The organism is Janthinobacterium sp. NKUCC06_STL, assembly GCF_019345455.1.
Classification (GTDB): Bacteria; Pseudomonadota; Gammaproteobacteria; order Burkholderiales; family Burkholderiaceae_D; genus Janthinobacterium; species Janthinobacterium rivuli.
Map to the genome: position 1 here is coordinate 1,503,007 of NZ_JAHKQY010000001.1, position 21,836 is coordinate 1,524,842.

Sequence of the window (21,836 nt, forward strand, 5' to 3'; positions counted from 1 at the left end):
GTTCAATTGCTGCCGCCAGTCAGGTTAGCTTCCATTTTTTCTTCGCGCGTAAATTTGAAGCGGGTGATGACGACCCACAGGTCATCCTTGTCACTCGACAACATGTTCGGTGGGAAACGGCCAAACGGCGCCGCGCGGCGCACGATGGCCAGAGCCGCCGCATCGAGTGCCGGGTTGCCCGAGCTTTTTTCCACGCGGGCGCCGCCCTCTTTCTGGTAAATCGTGCCGTCCTGGAAGATGGGGATGTAGACGACCAGTTCGCCATACATCTTGCGGCCATTCTTTTGCGGGAAATTCAGGGTACCGATTTCCTCGATACGCTTTTGCAGAGTCTTGTAATACATGGCATAGCCGACCTCCTGCGTGCTGGGCGTAATGAACGTCTTGCGCGGACGTTTATTCTGGTCTTCCACGGTCTGGCTGATCTCGGCCGCCATGCGGGCGATGGCCTTGCTGCTTTCCATCAAGTCCGAGCCAGTGGCCAGGGGATTGGGCTTGTCTTTTTCAGTGACGGGCGCGGCGCTGTAAGGCGTCGGCCTGGCCGCCTGCGTCAGCAGTTCCTGCTGCTTCTGCTCCAGCTCGGCAATACGCCTGGCGCTGGCCTTGACGCTGTCGCCCTCCTCCACCTTGCGCATGTCGGGCAAGGGCGACTTGGCGCGGCCCTTGTCGGCCTGTCCACCGCCATCGAGGTTGGCTTGCGCCAGGGCATCGGCCTTCAGCGGCTTGTTCGCATGCTTGGCGTTGACCAGGATCACTTCCAGGCCGGGGTCGGTGGCCACGGCCCGCTGCGGCGCCGGGGCGACAAAATGCATCGCCAGCAAGGCGCCGTGCGCCAGCAGCGATACCGCCACGGCTATCATCAGGAAACGATTCTCTCGGAAAGACTTCACGCGCAACCCAGTTCGCAACAAGCACACCATACAAGATGGCTGAATTCTACGTCAAAGGGCGGTGCCGGCAACAGTTTTCAGCACCGCCTTGATGGCGTGAGGAATGCCTTACTTGACCTCGGGCTCGCTGACCACGTCTTCGCTGGCCAGTTCCGCCACTTCCGCCTCGGCGTCGCCGACCTGGTTGGCCGCTTCCGGCGCGGCTTCCGCTGCCACGTCGCCCTCGTCGGCGCCTTCGTCGCCAGACTCTTCCTCATAGTCCAGCTCGGCGTCGGCCGCCGCATCGGGCACGGCGGCAATTTCCAGCAGGCGCGCTTCGATGCTCAGGTCGACTTCATCCCAGCGCAGCAAGTCCAGTTTCACCTGGGCACCGCGCGCCACCGATGGCATGCCCGGCAGCTTGATGACCAGCGGAATGTCGACCAGGCGCAAAATCTCGTCTTTCAACACGACGGCGTCGACCTGGCGCGCGTTTTCCTGGTGCAGCCAGCGCAGGCACCAGTAACGTTCCATGTTCGACTGGAAATCGCCATACGCGGCATACGCGGCGTCAAACGCCGACACGATGGCGAACAGATTCGCGTCGCGCGGCTTGAACGGGGCCACCAGCGGCGCCGTCACGCCATGCTCGGCGCAAGCGATGATTTGCCACTGGTTCACCAGGTCCGTGTAGCGGCGCAAGGGCGAGGTGCTCCACGCGTATTGATCCACGCCCAGGCCCTGGTGCGGCGCCGCATGGGTAACCATGCGCACCTGCATCTTTGCCGCCCAGCTATTGCCGCTGCCGCCGCCCTGGCTGCGGTAGATGCCTGGCACGCCATGGTCGTGCAGCATCTTGCCCCAGGTGCTGTTGGCAAAAATCATCAGTTCGGCGACGATCTTGTCGAGCGGCGCGCCACGCTTGCGGCGCGCCACGGTGACGATGTCGTTTTCCACATAGAAATTGAAATCGACACGGTTATTCTGTTCCGGCTTCAGGCCAAACGCTTCGCGCTTCTTCATGCGGCCCTGTTCCAGCTGCTGCGCCCATTGCCACAGCACGGCAAAATCGGCCTTGTGCGGATACTCGCCCTCACCGCTGGCCAGGGTTTCCTCGTTGACCAGGTCGTCGAGCTGGTTATGGCGCAAATTGCTGGCAATCGGCACCAGCTCGGCGCGCGTCTGCGTGCTGACCACGGCCCAGTCGGCTTTCGGGTCCAGCGTCGCGTACAGCGACAGAGCCGGGCACGTCGTGCCTTCCGCCAGGGTAAACGCGTTGACGATTTCGTCCGGCAGCATGGTGATCTTGTCGCCCGGCATGTAGACGGTCGACATGCGCTGGCGCGCCATCTTGTCGATCACGTCTTCCGGGCGGATGCCCAGGCCCGGCGCGGCGATGTGGATGCCCACTTTCACGGTGCCATCGGGCAAGGGTTGCACGGAGAAGGCATCGTCGATCTCGGTCGTGGTCACGTCGTCGATCGAGAAGGCGGCCACATCGGCCAGCGGCAGCTTGGCCGTCACGGACGGCACGGGCACGTTCGGGAAACCGGCGCCTTTCGGGAAGTTTTCAAACAGGAATTTCGACAGGTGCAAGTCTTTCGGCGAAGCAATACCGCCGACGGCCAGCATCAGGCGCGGCGGCGTCGTGTGCAATTCCGTGCACGCCGCTTCCAGTGCCTTGTATTCAATCGTGTTCTTGTCCGGCTTGAACAGCAGTTGCAGCACCATGGGCTGCATCGAGGCGGGCAAGCGGTTCTGCTTCAGCTCTTCCACATAGCCTGCCTGCACCAGCGCCTGCTGCTTTTTCTTTTCGATGCCAGCCAGAGCCGCCTTCAGCGATGCTTCCGGCGCCGCCTTGTAGCGGCCACGGCCTTTCTTGTAGAAATACACGGGCGCCGAATGCAGGGCCAGGATCAGGCCGGCCGCTTCCGGCGGCAACGGTGCATGGCCGAAATACTCGGCGCCCAGCTCGGCAAAGCCGAACTCGTCTTCGCCAGCCACTTCCCACAGGAAATCAAGGTCGATCTCGGCGGCAACAGCCTTGGCTTGCTCGAGCAACTCGGCCGGGGCCGGCTTTTCGTACTGCAGCAGCACATCCTTGACCTTGACCTTGGTGCGCTTGCCGCTGGCCATTTCGACCTGGTAGGCTTCACCCGCTTGCGACAGGACCGTGCCGACCTTGAAATCGCCGGATTCTTCAAAAAATAGATTCATTGTTATGCTTTGTTTATTAATGTGTCGGTTGCAACGGTGCGAGTGACGGACGTCAACTCCAGCACCGCCGGCAAAAATACTTCGGTTACCAGCAGCAAGCCCTGGTGACGCTGATACAGGCAGCGGCGGGCAAAAAACAGCGCCTGCCCGTCGGCGCGCCGCCCCTCGAATGCCAGCGCCGCCTGCGCCCGCTGCACCAGCGGATGCCCGGCGCGCAAGCGGGCAAACTCCAGTGCGCCGCGGCGTACCATGCGGTCGCCAAACAGGGTTGTGCCCAGCGAACGCTCGCCCAGCGCGGAAAACAAGGGCCAGTCCGTGGCCGTCGCCTGCATGGGCACGACGGTATGGCCAAACACGGCCGGCTTGTCATCACAACGCAACAGCACTTCGCGTTCCCATACCCGGCCCGCGCGGTGCAAACCAATGATGGCAGCCTCGTCGCTCAAGCAACGTGCCGTTTCCTGATGCAAACATTGCACGCGAAACGCGCTGCTATGCGCTTTCAGCTTGGCCGTCAGCGAACCGCCGCCCGTGAGCCAATGGCGCAAGGCCGCCGGCGCATTGACGGCATTCACGTGCGCATGCCATTGCGCCTGCCGCAGCGAACCCGGCCTCACTTGACGGCGTCCGCATCGATGCCGCAAAAGGCCAGCACGGGCGCCAGATAATCGGCAAATTCGCTGATGCCATGGTCGCTGCCATCGATGAGCAACTGCCGCGCCCCCTGATAATGCGCCACCATGTCGCGGTAGTCGAGCACTTCATCGCCCGTGGCGGCAATCAGGAAATAGCGTTGCGGCTCAGTAATTGTCTCTACGGCAAACGCGCGCAGCTCATCGATGTACTCGCGCTTGAACTCGAATGGCTTGTCCGAATGGAACTCCGTCGTCACGCCCACATGCTGTTCCAGGTCGATCAAGGGGACGATGGCGGGGTTGAGCAATACGGCGCGGCAACCGAGTTGCTCGGCCAGCCAGGTGGCGTAATAGCCGCCAAGCGAGGAGCCGATTATCGTCAGCTCGGCCGGCGCCACGTCCTTGACCAGCGACAAGGCCAGTGCTATGGCCAGCTTGGGCGAAGCCGGCAATTGCGGGCACAGCCACTGTGCTTCGCGGCCCAGCGCCTGCATCTGCGCGGCCAGCAGGCGCGACTTCATCGACAGGGGCGACGAGCGAAATCCATGCAGGTACAGAATCATCGGCCCAGGGCCTCCAGCAACTTCTGGTGCACGCCGCCAAAGCCGCCGTTGCTCATCACCACGATCTGGTCGCCGGGACGGGCGCTGGCCGCCACGGCCGCCACCAGGGTATCGATGTCTTCGTAGGCGCTGGCAATCTTGCCCAGCGGCGCCAGCGCGTCGCCCAGGCTCCAGCCCAGCGCGGCATGGCTGCCGAAACCGAAGACCAGATCGGCATCCTTGAGGCTGCCTGGCAGCGCATCTTTCATGGCGCCCAGCTTCATGGTGTTCGAACGCGGTTCCAGCACGGCCAGGATGCGGGCACTGCCGCCTATCTTCTGGCGCAGGCCGCCCACGGTGGTGGCTATGGCCGTCGGGTGATGCGCGAAATCGTCGTACACGGTGATGCCGTTGACCACGCCGCGCACTTCCATGCGGCGCTTGACGCTCTCGAAGCTGGCCAGCGAAGCGCACGCCTGGGCAATCGGCACGCCTACGTGGCGCGCGGCGGCGATGGCCGCCAGCGCATTGCTGCGGTTGTGCTTGCCCGTCAGGGCCCACGCCACATGGCCTTCCTGCTTGCCATTGAAGAACACGTCGAAGCTGCCATCGGCCTGCTCTTGCAGTTGCCAGTTAGCATCTTGACCAAAACTTTCCTTTTCACTCCAGCAACCGCGCGCCAGCACGCGCTGCAGCGACGCTTCGTCGCCGTTGAAGACGAGACGGCCGATGCCGGGCACCGTGCGCACCAGATGGTGGAATTGCGTCTCGATCGCGTGCAGATCGGGGAAGATGTCGGCGTGATCATATTCCAGGTTGTTCATGATGGCCGTCTTCGCGTGGTAATGCACGAACTTGCTGCGCTTGTCGAAGAAGGCCGTGTCGTACTCATCGGCTTCGATGACGAAGAAGTCCGACTCGGCGCTCTTGCCGTCAATCTTGCCGCTGAGGCGGGCGGAAATGCCAAAGTTCATCGGCACGCCACCGATCAGGAAGCCCGGCGCATAGCCCGCGTCTTCGAGTATCCAGGCCAGCATGGCTGATGTTGTCGTCTTGCCATGTGTGCCGGCCACGGCCAGTACCCACCGATTGCGCAAGATGTGTTCGCCGATCCATTGCGGGCCGGACACGTATGGCAAGCTGCGGTTGAGGATCTCTTCCACCAGCGGGTTGCCGCGCGAGACCACATTGCCAATCACATACAAATCCGGGTTCAGCTTGGTCTGTTCCGGATCGAAACCCTGGATCAGTTCGATTCCCTGCGATTCCAGCTGGGTGCTCATCGGCGGATACACGTTGGCATCGCAACCGGTGACTTTATGGCCGGCTTCCTTGGCCAGGACAGCCAGGCCGCCCATGAAGGTACCGCAAATGCCGAGAATATGAATATGCATGTGATCAGTGCGAAAGGCGCACGCTTAAGTAAGTAAGACGGTGAGATAAAAAACAGCAAGTGCAGGATTTTACCTGACGCCATGACTTTTTCCGCTTCGGAGTATCATCTCGCTCATGACGAACGATGCATTTGACGATAGCGCGCAGTTGCGCCTGGAAATCGCCGCCGCTGCCGCGCGCCTCGTGGCGCAGGATGGCGCCGACTATGGCAGCACCAAGCGCAAGGCGGCGCGGCAAGTCCTCGGCGACGCGCCGAACCGGCCCAATATACTTCCCGACAACGACATGATCGAAGAGCAGGTGCGGCAATACAATGCCCTGTTCCTGGCCGACAGCCAGCCGGCGCGATTGTTTCAGCTGCGCACGATCGCGCTGCAGGTGATGGAAGCGTTGCAACAATTTCATCCCCTGCTCAGCGGCCCCGTGCTCAATGGCACTGCCGGCCCCCATGACGAGATCTATCTGCAGCTGTTTGCCGAGAGCGCCAAGGAAATCCACATCTTCCTGCTGAATAAAAATATCGTGCTCGATATGTCGGAAAGCCCGCATTTCAAGGGAGCGCGTTATGATGCGGTCGAGACAGCCAGTTTCTTGTGGAAAAACGAAGGCGTGCACGCGGCCATGTATGAGCTTGACGATATGCGCGGCGCGTTGAAAGCCAAGGCGGACGGCAAGGTGCTGCGCACCGACATCGCCGGGCTGCGCAGCCTGCTGGCCGCCAGCCTCGCCGATGGCGTGCCGGCTGCCGACTAACATTGATATAGATAAAGTTATGACAAAAAAGAATTGGATCGCCTGCGCCATCGTGGCGCTGATGTTTGGCGGCATGGGCGCTTACGTCGGCTTGAGCAAGGAAAAAGCGAAAGAAGCGGCAAAAGAAGCGGGACCGCAGACGACCGCCATCGCGCCAGGCGCGACGGGTCCCGTCAACGAACTGTATGCGCTGTCCCTGCCGGACGCGGCCGGTGCCACGCAAGCCTTGTCGCAATGGAAAGGCAAGAATTTGCTGGTGAATTTCTGGGCGCCGTGGTGCCCGCCGTGCGTTGAAGAAATGCCGGAGTTATCCGAAGTGCAAGGCCACTATGCGGGGAAAAACCTGCAGGTGATCGGTATCGGCATCGATTCGGCCAGCAATATTGCCACTTTTGCCAGCAAGGTCAAGATCGCCTATCCCGTGTATGTGTCCGGCATGAGCGGTACCGACCTGTCGCGTCATTTTGGCAATGCCACGGGCGGTTTGCCCTTTACGGTGCTGATCGGCGCCGATGGCGAAGTCAAAAAGACCTATCTGGGCCGCTTGAAATTTGATCAGTTACGCGCCGATCTGGATAAATTGTAAATTCGGAGCGTGCTTTTTTCTCTTGCCAATGCGTATCTTTGGCGGCAAAATGCGGAACTTTCGCTAAAACGGTCTTCCATACATGGCAAAAAACCTCCTTCTGCTCAACGGTCCCAACCTGAATTTGCTGGGAACGCGCGAGCCTGAGGTCTACGGCGCCAGCACCTTGGCCGATATCGAGCAGGCAGCAATGGCGCAAGCCATGGCGGCCGGTGCCGACCTGGTTTGCTTTCAAAGCAACCATGAAGGCGCGCTGATCGACCGCATCCATGCCGCGCGAGCGGAAGGGATCGATGCCATTGTCATCAATCCGGGCGGCCTGACCCATACCAGCGTTGCCTTGCGCGATGCGCTGGCCGGGGTCGCCATCCCGTTCGTGGAAGTCCATATCTCGAATATTTATCAACGCGAAACGTTTCGACATCACTCATTTCTCAGCGCGATCGCGCAGGGGACGATCTGCGGCCTGGGTATCGATGGATATCGGTTTGCCATCGACTTTGCGCTTAAAAAACGTTAATCTACGCGATCTGCACGCATTTAGCGCGGCGATAGGTTCTTGGACATCACCGCATCACTCATAAAACAAACTACATTCCTAGGGGTTTTACATGGATCTACGAAAACTCAAGACCTTGATCGACCTGGTCGCCGAATCGGATATCGCAGAGCTGGAAGTTACCGAAGGCGAAAGCAAGGTTCGCATCGTCAAATCGTCGGCCATGCCGCAAAACCAGATGGTCATGATGCAGCCGCAAGGCATGCAAGCCCAGTACCAGCCAGCCGCGCCAGCCGCCGCCCCCGCTGCGGCAGCCGCCGTCGTGGTCGCCGCCGAGCCAACGGGCTATGTGGTCAAGTCGCCGATGGTCGGTACCTTCTACCGCTCCTCCGCTCCTGGCACCGCCGCCTATGTTGAAGTGGGCTCGACTGTCAAGGAAGGTGATACCCTGTGCATCATCGAAGCGATGAAGCTCCTGAATGAAATCGACTCCGATAAAGCCGGTGTCGTGACCCAGATTCTGGTCGAAAACGGCCAACCGGTCGAATTCGGTCAACCCTTGTTTGTGATCGGCTAAAACCCAGTCCACACGGCCGGCAACGGCCGTTTGCAGTTTTAGCCCCTCACACTTGTTGTTTCGCCGGCTCGCCGGCTCTCACAGACATACGCGAACCTACCATGTTTGAAAAAATCCTGATTGCCAACCGTGGTGAAATTGCCCTCCGTATTCAGCGCGCCTGCCGCGAAATGGGCATTAAAACGGTTGTAGTCCACTCCGAAGCCGACAAGGACGCGAAATACGTCAAGCTGGCCGACGAATCCGTTTGTATCGGCCCGGCACAGTCGTCCCTGAGCTACCTGAACATGCCCGCCATCATCAGCGCCGCTGAAGTGACGGATGCGCAAGCGATTCACCCAGGCTATGGCTTCCTGTCGGAAAATGCCGACTTCGCCGAACGCGTCGAGAAATCGGGCTTCGTCTTCATCGGCCCCCGCTCCGAATCGATCCGTTTGATGGGCGATAAAGTATCGGCCAAGCAAACCATGATCAAGGCTGGCGTACCGTGCGTACCTGGCTCGGAAGGCGCGTTGCCCGACGATCCGAAAGCGATCGTGCAAATTGCCCGCAAGATCGGCTACCCGGTCATCATCAAGGCCGCCGGTGGCGGTGGCGGACGCGGCATGCGCGTGGTGCACACGGAAGCGGCCCTGATCAACGCCGTGGCGATGACCAAGACGGAAGCCGGCACGGCTTTCGGCAACCCTGAAGTGTATATGGAGAAGTACCTGGAAAATCCGCGCCACGTGGAAATCCAGATCCTCGCCGACGAACACAAGAACGCCGTCTGGCTTGGCGAGCGCGACTGCTCCATGCAGCGCCGCCACCAGAAAGTGATCGAAGAAGCACCAGCGCCGGGCATCCCGCGCAAACTGATCGAGAAAATTGGCGACCGTTGCGCCGAAGCTTGCCGCAAGATCGGCTATCGCGGCGCCGGCACGTTTGAATTCCTGTACGAAAACGGTGAGTTCTATTTCATTGAAATGAATACCCGCGTGCAAGTGGAACATCCCGTCACCGAGATGATCACCGGCATCGACATCGTGCAAGAGCAGATCCGCATCGCCGCCGGCGAAAAACTGCGTTTCCGCCAGCGCGACGTCTTGCTGTCGGGCCACGCCATCGAGTGCCGCATCAACGCCGAAGATCCGTTCAAGTTCACGCCATCGCCAGGCAAGATCGTTTCGTGGCATGCACCGGGCGGCCCTGGCATCCGCGTCGATTCGCACGCCTACGCCGGCTACTACGTGCCGCCGCACTACGACTCGATGATCGGCAAAGTGATCGCTTACGGCGCCACGCGCGAGCAAGCGATCCGCCGCATGCAGATCGCCCTGTCCGAAATGGTGGTCGAAGGCATCAACACGAATATCGCCCTGCACCGCGAACTGATGATCGACGCGCGCTTCATCGAAGGCGGCACCAACATTCACTATCTGGAACAGAAACTGGCCGACATGCCGGACCTGGGCAAGAACCTGAATGGCGGCAGCCCCAGCATCGCCAAGAAATCCGAAATCAAGGCGGGCGCATGAGCTGGACGGAAATCGTCATCGAAATCGCCCGTGACAACGCCGAGGCCATGTCCGACGCGTTGATGGAAGCGGGCGCCCTGTCGGTGTCGGTGGAAGACGCCGATGAAGGCACGGATGCCGAGCAGCCTCTGTTTGGCGAACCCGGCATGGAACCAAAGGAAGCGGCGTGGGAACGCAGCCGCGTGGTGGCGCTGACCGACGTCGACGCCGACCAGGCCGCCATCGTGGCCGCCGCCGCCCAGGCGGTCGGCATGGCGGAAGTGCCCGCCTTCACCATGCGCCCCGTGGAAGAGCAGGACTGGGTGCGCCTGACCCAATCGCAATTCGCCCCGATTCACATCGGCAAGAATATCTGGGTCGTGCCCAGCTGGCACGAGGCACCGGATCCTGACGGCCTGATCCTGGAACTGGACCCTGGCCTGGCCTTCGGCACGGGCAGCCATCCGACCACGCGTCTGTGCATGGAATGGCTGGAAGCGAACCCCGCTCCAGGCAAGACCGTGCTCGACTACGGTTGCGGTTCCGGCATCCTGGCCATGGTGGCCAAGAAACTCGGTGCGCAAACGGTGGCCGGCGTCGACATCGACCCGCAAGCGATCGAATCGGCGCGCGACAATGCCGAACGCAACCAGTGCGACATCGAATATTTCTTGCCAGACACGTTTGCCACCTCGGCACACGCCACGGCCAAGTTTGACATCGTCGTCGCCAATATCCTGTCGAGCCCATTGAAGCTGATGGCGCCGATGCTGTCGGGCCGTGTCGCCGACGGCGGCGCGCTGATCCTGTCCGGCGTGCTGGCACGCCAGGCGGAAGAAGTGGCCGCTGCCTACGCACCGTTCATCCAACTGGGCGTGTGGGCCGAGCAAGACGGCTGGGTGGCCCTGCATGGCCGCCTGGGCAGCACGCAAGCGCCTGCGCCCCGCGCGGAAGGTGCATAAGCACAGCAATGGCCCTCGCCACCAAATGCCCACATTGCAACACGATATTTCGGGTCGCTGCTGACCAGTTGAAGTTACGTGGGGGCATCGTGCGCTGTGGCACGTGCAGAGAAGTGTTTGACGGCAATGCCGCGCTGGTCGATCCAGCCGCGGCATCGCCGTTTTTAACCTCCGCTCCCGGCACTGCCGCCCCGCTGCCGACCGATTACCCGCTTGACGCCAGCCTGCCATCCGCCACGGACGACGAACCCATTTATTCCCTCGACTTCGACACCTCGTTCGACCCGTTCGGCATCTTGCCGGAAACGGCGCAGCTCAAGGACGATGAAGACGATGGCGAGCACATCGAACTGGACCTCGACGTGGCCCTGCCCGAAGAGGTACCGGCCGCCGCACCGCTCGACATACCGCTCGATAGGCCTGAACCTGAAGCAACACCGGTAGAAGCACCGGAAGCACTGCCCGAACCACCGTTGCCCCAGCCGATGGCGCCCTTCAAGCGCCGCCAGGTCGATGACGCGCCCGCCTTCGCCACGTATCTGCGCGACAGCCGCCGCGAACCGAACCTGGAAACTGGCGCCGCACCGGCGCTGCCCGCGGCCGAAAAAGTCAGCCTGGACAAGCCCGCGCCCGCACGCCGGGAACCGACGCTGGCCGACCATTCCTTCACGCCACTGCCCGCCGCCCCCATCGCGACGGATGCCGCCGAAGAGCAGGAAGCACCCGCCCTGCCGCCAGCCGACGACGAGCCGGCCTTTGTGACCCTGGGCCGGCGCCGCGAACAGAGCGGCAAGGCCCTGCGCGTGGCCATGGCCGCCGGCTCCGTGGTGCTGCTACTTTTGTTGTTCCTGCAAGTAATGACCACCTTCCGCAACCCGCTGGCGGCGCAATTTCCGCAGTGGAAGCCGACCCTGGTCACGCTGTGCAAGCTCAGTGGCTGCCAGGTCGACTTGCCGGCGCAGATCGAGGCGCTGGCCATCGAACAAGGCGAATTGCAGACCATCAAGGAGCACACCTTTTCCTATGTCTCGCTGCTGCGCAACCAGAGCCGCAGCGTGCAAGCCTGGCCCAGCATCGAACTGATCCTCAACGACGCCAACGACAAGCCCGTCTTGCGCCGCGTGATCGCGCCGCGCGACTATCTGCCAGCCACGGTCGACGTGAGCAAGGGCTTTGCGCCGCGCTCGGAACAAACCATCAAACTGTACTTTGCATTAGACCAGCTCACGGCGTCTGGCTACCATATCGCCATCTTTTACCCTTAACCGACACTATCATGACCAAAACATCGCTGATCTGCGGCTCGCTTGCCACCGACACCATCATGCAATTCCCTGGCCGCTTCGGCGAATCCCTGCTGGCCGACCAGTTGCACAAGGTGAACGTCTCCTTCCTCGTGCCTACCATGCGCACGGAGTTCGGCGGCTGCTCGGGCAACATCGCCTACAGCCTGAAAATGCTGGGCGGCGACCCGCGCATCGTCGGCGTCATGGGGCAAGACAGCGCCGCCTACCTGGAACGCCTGCAAAAGCTGGGCATTTCCACCGCCAACATCCTGATCAAGGCCGACAGCTACAACGCGCAGTGCTTCGTCACGGCCGACGCGGACAATAACCAGATCAATGCCTTCCACCCGGGCGCCATGTCGTTTGCGCATGAAAACCCGATCGCCAATGCCGGCCCGGCCAAGGTTGCCATCATTTCGCCGGACGGCGACCAGGGCATGCTCAAGCACGCCGCCGACCTGGCCGAGCTGGGCATCCCCTTCATGTTCGATCCGGGCCAGCAGTTGCCACGTTTCAATGGCGAACAGTTGATCGACTTCATCAACAAAGCCACGTATGTGTCGGCCAACGATTATGAAATGGAAATGTTGATGGAACGCACGGGATTGACCCTGCGGGACATCGCCAGCCGCCTGGAAGCGCTGATCGTCACGCGTGGCGAAAAAGGGTCGGAAATCTATACGGACGGCAAGCGCATCGACATTCCTGTCGTGACCGCCAAAGAAGTGCTGGACCCGACCGGTTGCGGCGACGCCTACCGTGCCGGCTTGCTGTTCGGCATCACCAACGACCTGGGCTGGGAAACCAGCGGCCGCCTGGCCAGCCTGCTGGGCGCCATCAAGATCGCCACCCAGGGCGCGCAAAACCACGTGTTTACGCCTGAAAGCATCGCCGATCAGTTCGAAGCGGCGTTTGCTTACCGCTATTAATATGTAACCCGGTCGGCTTGCGCCCAAGCGCCAAGCCGACCTTCTCGCTTTACCTCAGTACAATAATCATCCCCACCAGCACTTGCGCAATCTGCAGCAGGATCAAAGCCACCAGCAGCGACAAATCCAGGCTGCCGACCAGCGGCACGACCTTGCGGATCGGACGCAGCAGCGGCTCGTTCAGGGCCCGTACAAACGGCGCCAGCGGCGCATGCGGGTTGACCCAGCTGAAGATGGCTTCGATGATCAGCAAGGCCATGAAACCGTACAGTATCCATTGCAGGAAGCGTTGCAGCGACTTGAGCAGCACCACTTCGACGGGAGCGCCGGCAATAAACAGCACCGAGCTGGCCAGCAGAACGATCAGGAAGGCGCCGATCAGGCTGGCCCAGTCATACCCGCCCACGCCCGGCACTACGCGGCGCAGGGGGCGCACCAGCCAGTCGGACAATTGAAACGTGAATTGCGCCACCGACGAGGGCGGCCGCACGCGCACCGCCTGCATCCAGAAGCGCAGCAGCAACACGCCGCCCAGCAAGGTGGCGATGGTATCAACGATCAATGTAAGGATAACGATCAGCACGACTAATTCTCCAAAAAAAAACCGCTGTGTGATTGAGTCACACAGCGGCGTGTTGCCTCATCCAGGCACCCGTATCGCAGGAATTACGATGGGCGGGTGCTGGTTGGGAATGGCCAGGCTGCAGCCGGTGCCAACACGGTTTTTGCTACAGGTGCGATAGGCGCCGATGGCTTGGCGACAGGAGCTGCCTTCTTCGGTGCGGCCTTTTTAGGCGCGGCCTTCTTGGCGGCTGGCTTGGCTGCCACGGCGGCTGGTGCCGCTGGAGCTGCTGCCGGCGCTGCTGCTGGTGCGGCTGCCACGACTGGCGCTGCGGCTGGCTTGGCGGCTGGCTTGGCGGCAGGTTTCGCTGCTGCTTTCGCTGCTGGCTTGGCGGCTGGCTTGGCTGCAGCTTTTGCTGCTGGCTTCGCTGCTACCTTGGCCGCTGGCTTGGCTGCAGGTTTTGCTGCAACCTTGGCGGCAGGTTTCGCTGCTGCTTTGGCTGCCGGCTTGGCTGCTGGCTTCGCTGCTGCCTTGGCTGCCGGCTTGGCTGCTGCCTTTGCTGCCGGCTTCGCTGCTACCTTGGCGGCTGGCTTGGCTGCTGCTTTTGCGGCTGGCTTCGCTGCTACCTTGGTGGCTGGCTTGGCTGCCGCTTTTGCGGCTGGCTTCGCTGCTGCCTTGGCGGCTGGCTTCGCTGCAGCTTTTGCTGCTGGCTTGGCGACGACTTTTTTCGCTGCTGGCTTGGCAGCTGCTTTGGCGGCCGGTTTCGCTGCTGCCTTGGCTGCAGGTTTCGCTGCGGCTTTTTTCACTGCTGGCTTGGCTGCAGCTTTTGCTGCTGGCTTGGCTGCTGCTTTGGCGGCCGGCTTGGCTGCTGGCTTTGCTGCGGCTTTTTTCGCTGCTGGCTTGACTGCTGCCTTGGCGGCCGGTTTCGCTGCTGCCTTGGCTGCAGGTTTCGCTGCGGCTTTTTTCACTGCTGGCTTGGCTGCAGCTTTTGCTGCTGGCTTCGCTGCTGCTTTGGCGGCTGGTTTTGCTGCGGCTTTTGCTGCTGGCTTGGCTGCCGGTTTGGCTGCGGCTTTTTTCGCGACAGGCTTGGCTGCTGCCTTGGCGGCAGGTTTCGCTGCGGCTTTCGCTGCTGGCTTGGCTGCCGGTTTCGCTGCTGCCTTGGCCGCTGGTTTCGCTGCGGCTTTCGCTACTGGCTTGGCAGCCACTTTTGCCGCAGGCTTGGCTGCGGCTTTGGCGGCTGGTTTTGCTGCTGGTTTCGCTGCGGCCTTGGCAGCTGGTTTAGCGACTGGTTTAGCGGCAACCGTCTTCACTGCGGCTGCCGGCTTCTTCGCGGCAGGAGCAGCCTTGGCGGCTGGTTTCTTTACTTCTGATTTCTTAGCGGCTGTTGCCATTTGTCTCTCCTTCATCTGAGATGAGAAATTTAAGCTACAAGATTTAAACCCGTCCGACCCACCACAGGGATAGGCCAGGCGAATTATTCATCGGCACAAACGGTCGTTTGCGCTAATGAATTCGGCACCAGCTGAACTGCTGCAACTCCTCACGTTTGCAGCACTTCAGCCATCGTCGGTGCCACCCTGCTTTATCTCGCAGCTGGTGGCAAAGTCTGAATTCGGTCATTCGTTTTCGATGCCGTGCGTTTTTTCGCTCCTCGCATCGCGCTCGCCACAACACCGATACGTCAAATAAAAAACCGCCATGCCTGAAAAAATTCGGGCACGGCGGCAGACGAAAACGGTGTGGTTTTGTGCATATCCGTGTAAATCTGTATCCCTGTTTTGCGAGGTTTTTTCGCTACCGCGCTGGTTAAAAAACCCCGCATTCTAACGCTCGCATTTGCAATCTCATAAAGTACACGAAAACCTTGTCAATGCGCAACCGGCACGACACGTTTTCGCCCGCTTTTTTGCACGATACGCGTGCTATCGCACAATCGCGCGGCAAATGCCGCCGCCAGCGTCTCCGGAAATGATTTTTTGGGTTCGTGATACGGTCATTCGCGGCAGCCGAAAATCGTGGCGCAAGCGTCGTCGCATGGCCTGATGAAGCACGCATTTTTCTGCCGCCATGCACACAAAAAAAAAGCGCCGTCACGATGACGGCGCTTCTTGTCGTTGACTGAAAAAGGATTACTCCCAGTTCAGCGCACCACCCGTTTGGTACTCGGTCACGCGCGTCTCGAAGAAGTTACGTTCCTTCTTCATGTCGATCATTTCGCTCATCCACGGGAATGGATTTTCTTCCTGGGCGAACAGCGGCTCGATGCCGATCTGCTGCGCGCGGCGGTTGGCGATGAAGCGCAAATAGCCCTTGAACATCGGCGCATTCAGACCCAGCACGCCGCGCGGCATGGTGTCTTCCGCGTACGCGTATTCCAGTTCCACGGCCTGCATGAACAACACTTTAATCTCTTCGCGGAATTCGGCCGTCCACAGCTGCGGGTTTTCCATCTTGATCGTGTTGATCAAGTCGATGCCGAAGTTGCAGTGCATCGATTCGTCGCGCAGGATGTACTGGTACTGCTCGGCAGCGCCCATCATCTTGTTCTGGCGGCCCAGCGCCAGGATCTGCGTGAAGCCGACGTAGAAGAACAGGCCTTCCATCAGGCAGGCGAATACGATCAGGGATTTCAACAGCTTCTGGTCGTTTTCCACCGTGCCGGTGACGAACGCCGGGTCGGTCAGCGTGTTGATGAACGGGATCAGGAATTCATCCTTGTCGCGGATCGACTTGACTTCGTTATAGGCGTTGAAGATCTCGCCTTCGTCCAGGCCCAGCGACTCGACGATGTACTGGTAGGCGTGCGTGTGGATCGCTTCCTCGAACGCCTGGCGCAGCAGGTACTGGCGGCATTCCGGCGCCGTGATGTGGCGGTAGGTGCCCAGCACGATGTTGTTGGCGGCCAGCGAGTCGGCCGTCACGAAGAAGCCCAGGTTGCGCTTGACCAGGCGGCGCTCGTCGTCCGTCAGGCCGTTCGGGTTTTTCCACAGCTCGATATCGCGCTGCATGTTCACTTCCTGCGGCATCCAGTGGTTGGCGCAACCGGCCAGGTATTTGTCCCACGCCCATTTGTACTTGAACGGCACCAGCTGGTTGACGTCCGTCTTGCCGTTGATGATGCGCTTGTCGTCGGCATTCACGCGGCGCGCCACTTGCTCGGCGTTCGCTTCGGACGGCTCGGCACCTGCCGGCAGGTTCAATTCGGTATTTCCCAATGGCGCTTGCTGCGCCGGACGCGGCACAGCTGCCGACGTGGTTTCATCATCCCATGACAACGACATATTCTTCTTCCTTTCCATGCCGGCGAGCCGGCGATCCGCAACAGGCCCGTTGAATCGGACAATACGGACATTGACAACATTGAATCAGCCCAGAAGTACTGGGCTGACAACTAAAATCTTACTGGCAGGCTTCGCATTCTTCGAAACCGTCATCTCCAGGACGCAGGTAGCAGGCTTCGCCATCGGCGTCGTCCGCTGCCGCTGCCGTCACTGGCGCCACGGCCACTGCTGCTGCCGCCACGACGGCTGCCTGGGCGCTGGTTTGTGCACTTTGGGCGCTGGCCGACATGCCGCCGTCGACTGCCACGGCGTTCAGGGCGCCCGTCTTGGAGGTCGATTTCTCCATGTGGGTAGCGGCGATGGTACGCAGGTAGTAGGTGGTTTTCAGGCCACGCAGCCATGCCAGCTTGTAGGTCTCGTCGAGTTTCTTGCCCGAGGCGCCAGCCATGTAGATGTTCAGCGACTGGGCCTGGTCGATCCACTTCTGGCGACGCGAAGCCGCTTCCACCAGCCAGCTTGGCGACACTTCGAAGGCGGTGGCGTAGATGTCGCGCAGGTCTTGCGGGATGCGGTCGATCTTCACCAGCGAGCCGTCGAAGTACTTCAGGTCGGAGATCATGACTTCATCCCACAGGTCGCGCGCCTTCAGGTCGCGCACCAGATAGCCGTTGATCTCGGTGAATTCGCCCGACAGGTTCGATTTCACGTACAGGTTCTGGAACGTCGGCTCGATACAGGCCGATACGCCGATGATGTTCGAAATCGTCGCCGTCGGGGCGATCGCCACGCAGTTCGAGTTGCGCATGCCGAACTTGGCGATGCGTTCGCGCACCGGCGTCCAGTCCATGGCCGACGAGGAATCGACTTCCAGGTAGCCGCCGCGCTCTTCGGCCAGCAGTTTGACCGAGTCCTGCGGCAGGATGCCGCGGTCCCACAGCGAACCGGCATACGATTCATAGCGGCCACGCTCTTCGGCCAGTTCCGTCGACGCCAGGTAGGCGTAGTAGCAGACGGCTTCCATCGAGGTGTCGGCGAACGACACGGCGGCGTCCGAGGCGAACGGGATGCGCATCATGTGCAGGCAGTCCTGGAAGCCCATCACGCCCATGCCGACCGGACGGTGGCGCATGTTCGAATTGCGCGCCTTCTCGACGGCGTAGTAATTGATGTCGATGACGTTGTCGAGCATGCGCATGGCGGTGCGCACGGTCTTGGCCAGCTTGACGTGATCGAGCTTGCCTTCCTTCATGTGCGCCGGCATGTTGACGGAACCGAGGTTGCAGACGGCAATTTCGTCAGGTCCCGTGTTCAGCGTGATTTCCGTGCACAGGTTCGAGCTGTGGACGACGCCGACGTGCGACTGCGGGCTGCGAATGTTGCAAGGATCCTTGAACGTGATCCATGGGTGGCCCGTTTCAAACAGCATCGACAGCATCTTGCGCCACAGGTCCAGCGCGGCGATCTTCTTGAAGACGCGGATTTCGCCGGCGGCGGCCTTGGCTTCGTAGCCCAGGTAAGCCTGCTCAAAGGCCTTGCCGACCTTGTCGTGCAGGTCTGGCGTGTCCGATGGCGAGAACAGGGTCCAGTCGCCTTTTTCCATGACGCGCTTCATGAACATGTCGGGAATCCAGTTCGCCGTGTTCATGTCGTGCGTGCGGCGGCGGTCGTCGCCCGTGTTCTTGCGCAGGTCGAGGAATTCCTCGATGTCCATGTGCCAGGTTTCCAGGTAGGCGCAGACGGCGCCCTTGCGCTTGCCGCCCTGGTTGACTGCCACGGCCGTGTCATTGACCACTTTCAGGAACGGCACCACGCCTTGCGACTTGCCGTTGGTGCCCTTGATGTGGGCGCCCAGGGCGCGCACTGGCGTCCAGTCGTTGCCCAGGCCGCCGGCGAACTTGGCCAGCAATGCGTTGTCCTTGATGGCGTCGTAGATGCCTTCCAGGTCATCCGAAACGGTGCTCAGGTAGCACGACGACAGCTGCGAGCGCAGGGTGCCCGAGTTGAACAGGGTCGGGGTCGAGCTCATGAAGTCGAACGAGGACAGCAGGCTGTAGAACTCGATGGCGCGCGCTTCGCGGTCCGCTTCGTTCAGCGCCAGGCCCATGGCCACGCGCATGTAGAACGCCTGCGGCATTTCGATGCGCACGTCCTGGATGTGCAGGAAGTAGCGGTCGTACAGGGTTTGCAGGCCGATGTAGCCGAACTGCAAGTCGCGGTCGGCCACGATGGCTTTGGCCAGGCGCTCCAGGTCGAAACTGGCAAGTACCGGGTTCAGCAGCTCGGCGGCGATACCCTTGGCGATGTATTGCGGGAAATACGTCAGGTATTCGGCTGCAGCGGCCGCTTGCGGCACTTCCTTGCCGAACACTTCCTTGCGCACCGTGTGCAGCAGGATGCGGGCCGTGACCTGGCTGTAGGCCGGGTCTTTTTCCATCAGCGCGCGCGCCGCCAGGATGGCCGACTTGTGCAGTTCTTCGACGGGTACGCCGTCGTACAGGTTTTTCACGGTTTCAGCGAGGATGGCGTCGGCATCGACGTGCTTTTCCAGGCCGGCGCAGGCGGCGTTGATCAGGTCGCGCACTTCCTGCATGTCCAGCAGGCGGCGCACGCCGTTGTCGGTGACGTTCAGCTGGGGCGCGGTCACTTGCGCGGAAGCGCCCAGCGCTTCCTTCTGCAGGCGGCGCTCTTCCATGTGCTTGGCGCGGTACAGCACGTAGGCACGCGCCACGTCGTGCTCGCCCGAACGCATCAGCGACAGTTCCACCTGGTCTTGCACGTCTTCGATATGGAAGGTGCCGCCACCCGGATGGCGGCGCACCAGCGCGGCGACGACGCCGTCGGTCAGCTGTTCCACCAGTTCGCGGATGCGTGCCGAGGCTGCACCCTGGCCGCCGTTAACGGCCAAAAACGCCTTGGTCATGGCGATGGCGATCTTCGAAGGCTCAAATGCCACCACCGCGCCGTTGCGGCGGATGATGCGATAGTCGCCCAATGCCGCGCCCGTGCTCGCCACGCTGTTGGCCGCGCCTGGCGCTGGCGATACTGGCGTTGGATGGATGGAAATATCTTGTGGTGATTGCATTGAAGCTCCCGTTGTCAGCTAAAGTCAGCCTGCAGTTTTGCTGCCGCGTGTGTTGTTGAATAGAACGCCCGATGGTCAGGGTTTCTTCAGATATTTGTTGCTAAATAGTAAATTAATAATGCATAAAACAGTGTCAGAATCCATCTCGCCACACCGCACTGCCCGGCTGGCGCGAAACACGATCAAGGGTGGTAAACCGCCAGTTCCAGTGCTTTATCAGCAATCCGGGTAGCTTTGACAATAATTCTGAAAACGTCTGTGATGGCACTACATATAGTCTTTACGTCCAACTTCTGCACTAATTGTAGTGCCCATCGAAGGGCGATGCAATAGTTTTCCGGCATCCGTCGGCGTAATTTTTTGTATTTTCATATACGATTTCGGTTGACTTTTCAGGGTATGGATGGAAAGCCCAATCCCCGCGAAGTAAGCGCTAACGCAGGCTGCCCGCGCAAGGTTTCCAGCCAGCACTCTTGGTAAAAAGACCAGTCGAAAAAAGGCCCCGGATCCGTCTTCCTTCCCGGCGCGATATGCTCGTGGCCGCGCACCTGGGACAGCCCGTAGCGCGCCACCAGCGCCGCTGTCAGCGCCGCCAGCACAGGGTATTGCCGCCGCTGGAAGGGTACATCGTCCGCGCCTTCCATTTCGATACCGATGGAATAGCCATTGCACTGCGGACGTCCTTCGAAGGTGGACGCGCCCGCATGCCAGGCACGTTGATCAGCAGAAACATATTGCAGCAGCGCACCATCGCGCCGCACAAAAAAGTGCGCCGACACCTGCAAGCCACGCAGGTCGGCGAAAGAAGGATCGGCATTATAATCTACCCGGCCCGTAAACAAGTCCGACACATGCGGCCCGCCGAAGTGGCCGCCCGGCAAGCTGATGTTATGGATCACCAGCAAGTCGACTTGCGCACCGTCCGGGCGCGCGTCGTGGTATGGCGAGTCGTAGCGCAGCGCGCCGTCGCACCAGCCGTCTTCATCTATCGTCCATGCGCGCATCAAGTAGGCTTTCCTGTATCGTCAATTTCTGCATGCGGTAACGCAACTGGCGCACGCTCAGACCCAGCTGGCGCGCCGCCCGCGCCCGGTGGTAGCGCGCCTGCACCAGCGCCAGCATGATCATGTCGCGCTCGGCCTGGCGCAAATACACGTCCAGCGGCAGGACCGGGGCCACGCCATGCGCCGCCATGCCGGGCAGGCACAGTTGCCGTTCCGGCAAGGCCGGTGGTACCCTCAGCGGCATACTGCCAGCGGCGGATGGCAAATCCAATCCGTCAAGCGCGATCACGCCGCCGTCGGCAAAGGCCAGCGCCCGCTCCAGCACGTTTTCCAGTTCGCGCACATTGCCGGGAAACGCATACGCGGCCAGGGCCGCCAGCACGGCCGGCGCCAGGCTCACGGCCCGGCGTGGCGACAGGCGCGCGAGGATCACCTCACATAATACCTGCAGATCGCCGCGCCGCTCGCGCAGCGGCGGCAGCGCCAGCTCGATCACATGCAGGCGGTAAAACAGGTCCTGGCGAAACGTGCCGGCGGCCACGCCGCGCGCCAGGCCATGCTGGCTGGCGCACAGGATGCGCACGTCGACGGCTTCGTCGCTGCTGCCGCCCAGCTTGCGCACGCGGCGCTCCTGCAGCACGCGCAGCAGCTTGACCTGCATGGCCAGCGGCAGGTCGTCGACTTCGTCAAGCAGCAGGCTGCCGCCGTGGGCCGCCTGGAACAAACCCTGGCGCTCGTGCAGCGCGCCCGTATAGGCGCCCGGGCGGCAGCCGAAGAATTCCGCTTCCATCAGCGCTTCGGGAATGGCGCCGCAGTTGACGGCGATAAACGGGAAGCTGGCACGCGCGCCCTGCGCATGGATGGCGCGCGCCGCCAGTTCCTTGCCCGTGCCCGATTCGCCGCGGATGGCCACCGGCGCGCCGCAGCGGGCGATGCGGCCGATCTGCGCGCGCAGCGCCTGCATGGGCAGCGAGTTGCCGCTCAGTTGCGGCGCCGGCGGCATGCCGGCGACAGGAAGCTGGCTGGGACTGGGACGGGGGCTTGGACTTGACATGGGGAGCGCGCCTTTCCGCAATGGCGGCGACGAACCGCCTCTTGCAGATGCTACGCCGGACGGATGCCGGACGACGTTACGATACGGCTGAGCAACGCGCGCGAACC

20 protein-coding genes are annotated in these 21,836 nt (G+C 61.4%); 10 read left to right on the top strand and 10 right to left on the bottom strand.

Translation table 11 applies throughout. The features are described from left to right. Positions 1–2: 2 nt before the first annotated feature. The 5 genes from KO539_RS06840 to mpl form a co-directional block, all read right to left on the bottom strand. Positions 3–860: an energy transducer TonB gene (locus KO539_RS06840; RefSeq protein ID WP_034746649.1), complete on the bottom strand. Its 858-nt coding sequence runs from the start codon at positions 858–860 to the stop codon at positions 3–5. Positions 861–998: 138 nt separating this feature from the next. Continuing rightward, on the bottom strand, positions 999–3,086 hold the full coding sequence (locus KO539_RS06845) for a ribonuclease catalytic domain-containing protein (RefSeq protein WP_176387399.1): 2,088 nt from the start codon (positions 3,084–3,086) through the stop codon (positions 999–1,001). 2 nt (positions 3,087–3,088) lie between these two features. Then, on the bottom strand, positions 3,089–3,703 hold the full coding sequence (locus KO539_RS06850) for a chorismate lyase (protein WP_219308021.1): 615 nt from the start codon (positions 3,701–3,703) through the stop codon (positions 3,089–3,091). Then, the gene (locus KO539_RS06855; RefSeq protein WP_219308022.1) at positions 3,700–4,284 is read right to left on the bottom strand and encodes a YqiA/YcfP family alpha/beta fold hydrolase; all 585 of its coding nucleotides are present in this window, start codon (positions 4,282–4,284) and stop codon (positions 3,700–3,702) included. Before KO539_RS06855 ends, KO539_RS06850 begins: the two co-directional genes overlap by 4 nt. Beyond that, positions 4,281–5,657, bottom strand: a complete 1,377-nt coding sequence (gene mpl / locus KO539_RS06860) for a UDP-N-acetylmuramate:L-alanyl-gamma-D-glutamyl-meso-diaminopimelate ligase (protein WP_219308023.1) — start codon at positions 5,655–5,657, stop codon at positions 4,281–4,283. The genes KO539_RS06855 and mpl overlap by 4 nt, the downstream gene beginning before the upstream one ends. A gap of 115 nt (positions 5,658–5,772) precedes the next feature. On the opposite strand from mpl, the gene KO539_RS06865 reads away from it, so the two are divergent. From KO539_RS06865 to KO539_RS06900, 8 genes are all read left to right on the top strand, one after another. After that, the gene (locus KO539_RS06865) at positions 5,773–6,411 is read left to right on the top strand and encodes a hypothetical protein (RefSeq protein ID WP_219308024.1); all 639 of its coding nucleotides are present in this window, start codon (positions 5,773–5,775) and stop codon (positions 6,409–6,411) included. 19 nt (positions 6,412–6,430) lie between these two features. Continuing rightward, on the top strand, positions 6,431–6,997 hold the full coding sequence (locus KO539_RS06870) for a TlpA disulfide reductase family protein (RefSeq protein WP_219308025.1): 567 nt from the start codon (positions 6,431–6,433) through the stop codon (positions 6,995–6,997). Between the two features lie 82 nt (positions 6,998–7,079). Continuing rightward, positions 7,080–7,517 carry a type II 3-dehydroquinate dehydratase gene (gene aroQ, locus KO539_RS06875; protein ID WP_034746628.1) on the top strand — a complete coding sequence of 146 codons (438 nt, stop codon included), beginning with the start codon at positions 7,080–7,082 and terminating at the stop codon, positions 7,515–7,517. 91 nt (positions 7,518–7,608) lie between these two features. Beyond that, positions 7,609–8,073 carry an acetyl-CoA carboxylase biotin carboxyl carrier protein gene (gene accB, locus KO539_RS06880; protein ID WP_035822119.1) on the top strand — a complete coding sequence of 155 codons (465 nt, stop codon included), beginning with the start codon at positions 7,609–7,611 and terminating at the stop codon, positions 8,071–8,073. A gap of 101 nt (positions 8,074–8,174) precedes the next feature. Continuing rightward, positions 8,175–9,590 (top strand): acetyl-CoA carboxylase biotin carboxylase subunit, encoded by a 1,416-nt coding sequence (accC, locus tag KO539_RS06885; RefSeq protein ID WP_034746622.1) that lies wholly within the window; start codon positions 8,175–8,177, stop codon positions 9,588–9,590. Further along, the gene (prmA, locus tag KO539_RS06890; protein ID WP_035822121.1) at positions 9,587–10,531 is read left to right on the top strand and encodes a 50S ribosomal protein L11 methyltransferase; all 945 of its coding nucleotides are present in this window, start codon (positions 9,587–9,589) and stop codon (positions 10,529–10,531) included. Before accC ends, prmA begins: the two co-directional genes overlap by 4 nt. Positions 10,532–10,539: 8 nt before the next feature. Beyond that, on the top strand, positions 10,540–11,796 hold the full coding sequence (locus KO539_RS06895; protein WP_219308026.1) for a DUF3426 domain-containing protein: 1,257 nt from the start codon (positions 10,540–10,542) through the stop codon (positions 11,794–11,796). An 11-nt stretch (positions 11,797–11,807) separates the two neighbouring features. Further along, a complete protein-coding gene (locus KO539_RS06900) occupies positions 11,808–12,746 on the top strand; it encodes a carbohydrate kinase family protein (RefSeq protein ID WP_219308028.1) in 939 nt (312 codons plus the stop codon). 49 nt (positions 12,747–12,795) lie between these two features. On the opposite strand, the gene KO539_RS06905 is transcribed toward KO539_RS06900, so the two are convergent. Then, positions 12,796–13,329: a YggT family protein gene (locus tag KO539_RS06905; RefSeq protein ID WP_225242595.1), complete on the bottom strand. Its 534-nt coding sequence runs from the start codon at positions 13,327–13,329 to the stop codon at positions 12,796–12,798. 253 nt (positions 13,330–13,582) lie between these two features. Between KO539_RS06905 and KO539_RS06910 the strand changes: the two genes are divergently transcribed. Both KO539_RS06910 and KO539_RS06915 read left to right on the top strand, forming a co-directional pair. Beyond that, entirely contained in the window at positions 13,583–14,212 is a 630-nt protein-coding gene (locus tag KO539_RS06910) for a hypothetical protein (protein ID WP_219308030.1), read from the top strand. Continuing rightward, positions 14,170–14,718 carry a hypothetical protein gene (locus tag KO539_RS06915; protein WP_219308031.1) on the top strand — a complete coding sequence of 183 codons (549 nt, stop codon included), beginning with the start codon at positions 14,170–14,172 and terminating at the stop codon, positions 14,716–14,718. Before KO539_RS06910 ends, KO539_RS06915 begins: the two co-directional genes overlap by 43 nt. Positions 14,719–15,437: 719 nt before the next feature. On the opposite strand, the gene KO539_RS06920 is transcribed toward KO539_RS06915, so the two are convergent. The 4 genes from KO539_RS06920 to KO539_RS06935 form a co-directional block, all read right to left on the bottom strand. Beyond that, positions 15,438–16,589: a ribonucleotide-diphosphate reductase subunit beta gene (locus KO539_RS06920; protein WP_034746600.1), complete on the bottom strand. Its 1,152-nt coding sequence runs from the start codon at positions 16,587–16,589 to the stop codon at positions 15,438–15,440. 118 nt (positions 16,590–16,707) lie between these two features. Continuing rightward, positions 16,708–19,671, bottom strand: coding sequence for a ribonucleoside-diphosphate reductase subunit alpha (locus tag KO539_RS06925; protein ID WP_099401603.1), 2,964 nt, complete (start codon positions 19,669–19,671; stop codon positions 16,708–16,710). A gap of 392 nt (positions 19,672–20,063) precedes the next feature. Then, a complete protein-coding gene (ampD, locus tag KO539_RS06930) occupies positions 20,064–20,675 on the bottom strand; it encodes a 1,6-anhydro-N-acetylmuramyl-L-alanine amidase AmpD (RefSeq protein WP_219308654.1) in 612 nt (203 codons plus the stop codon). After that, the gene (locus tag KO539_RS06935) at positions 20,653–21,729 is read right to left on the bottom strand and encodes a sigma 54-interacting transcriptional regulator (RefSeq protein ID WP_219308033.1); all 1,077 of its coding nucleotides are present in this window, start codon (positions 21,727–21,729) and stop codon (positions 20,653–20,655) included. The genes ampD and KO539_RS06935 overlap by 23 nt, the downstream gene beginning before the upstream one ends. Positions 21,730–21,836 lie beyond the last annotated feature (107 nt).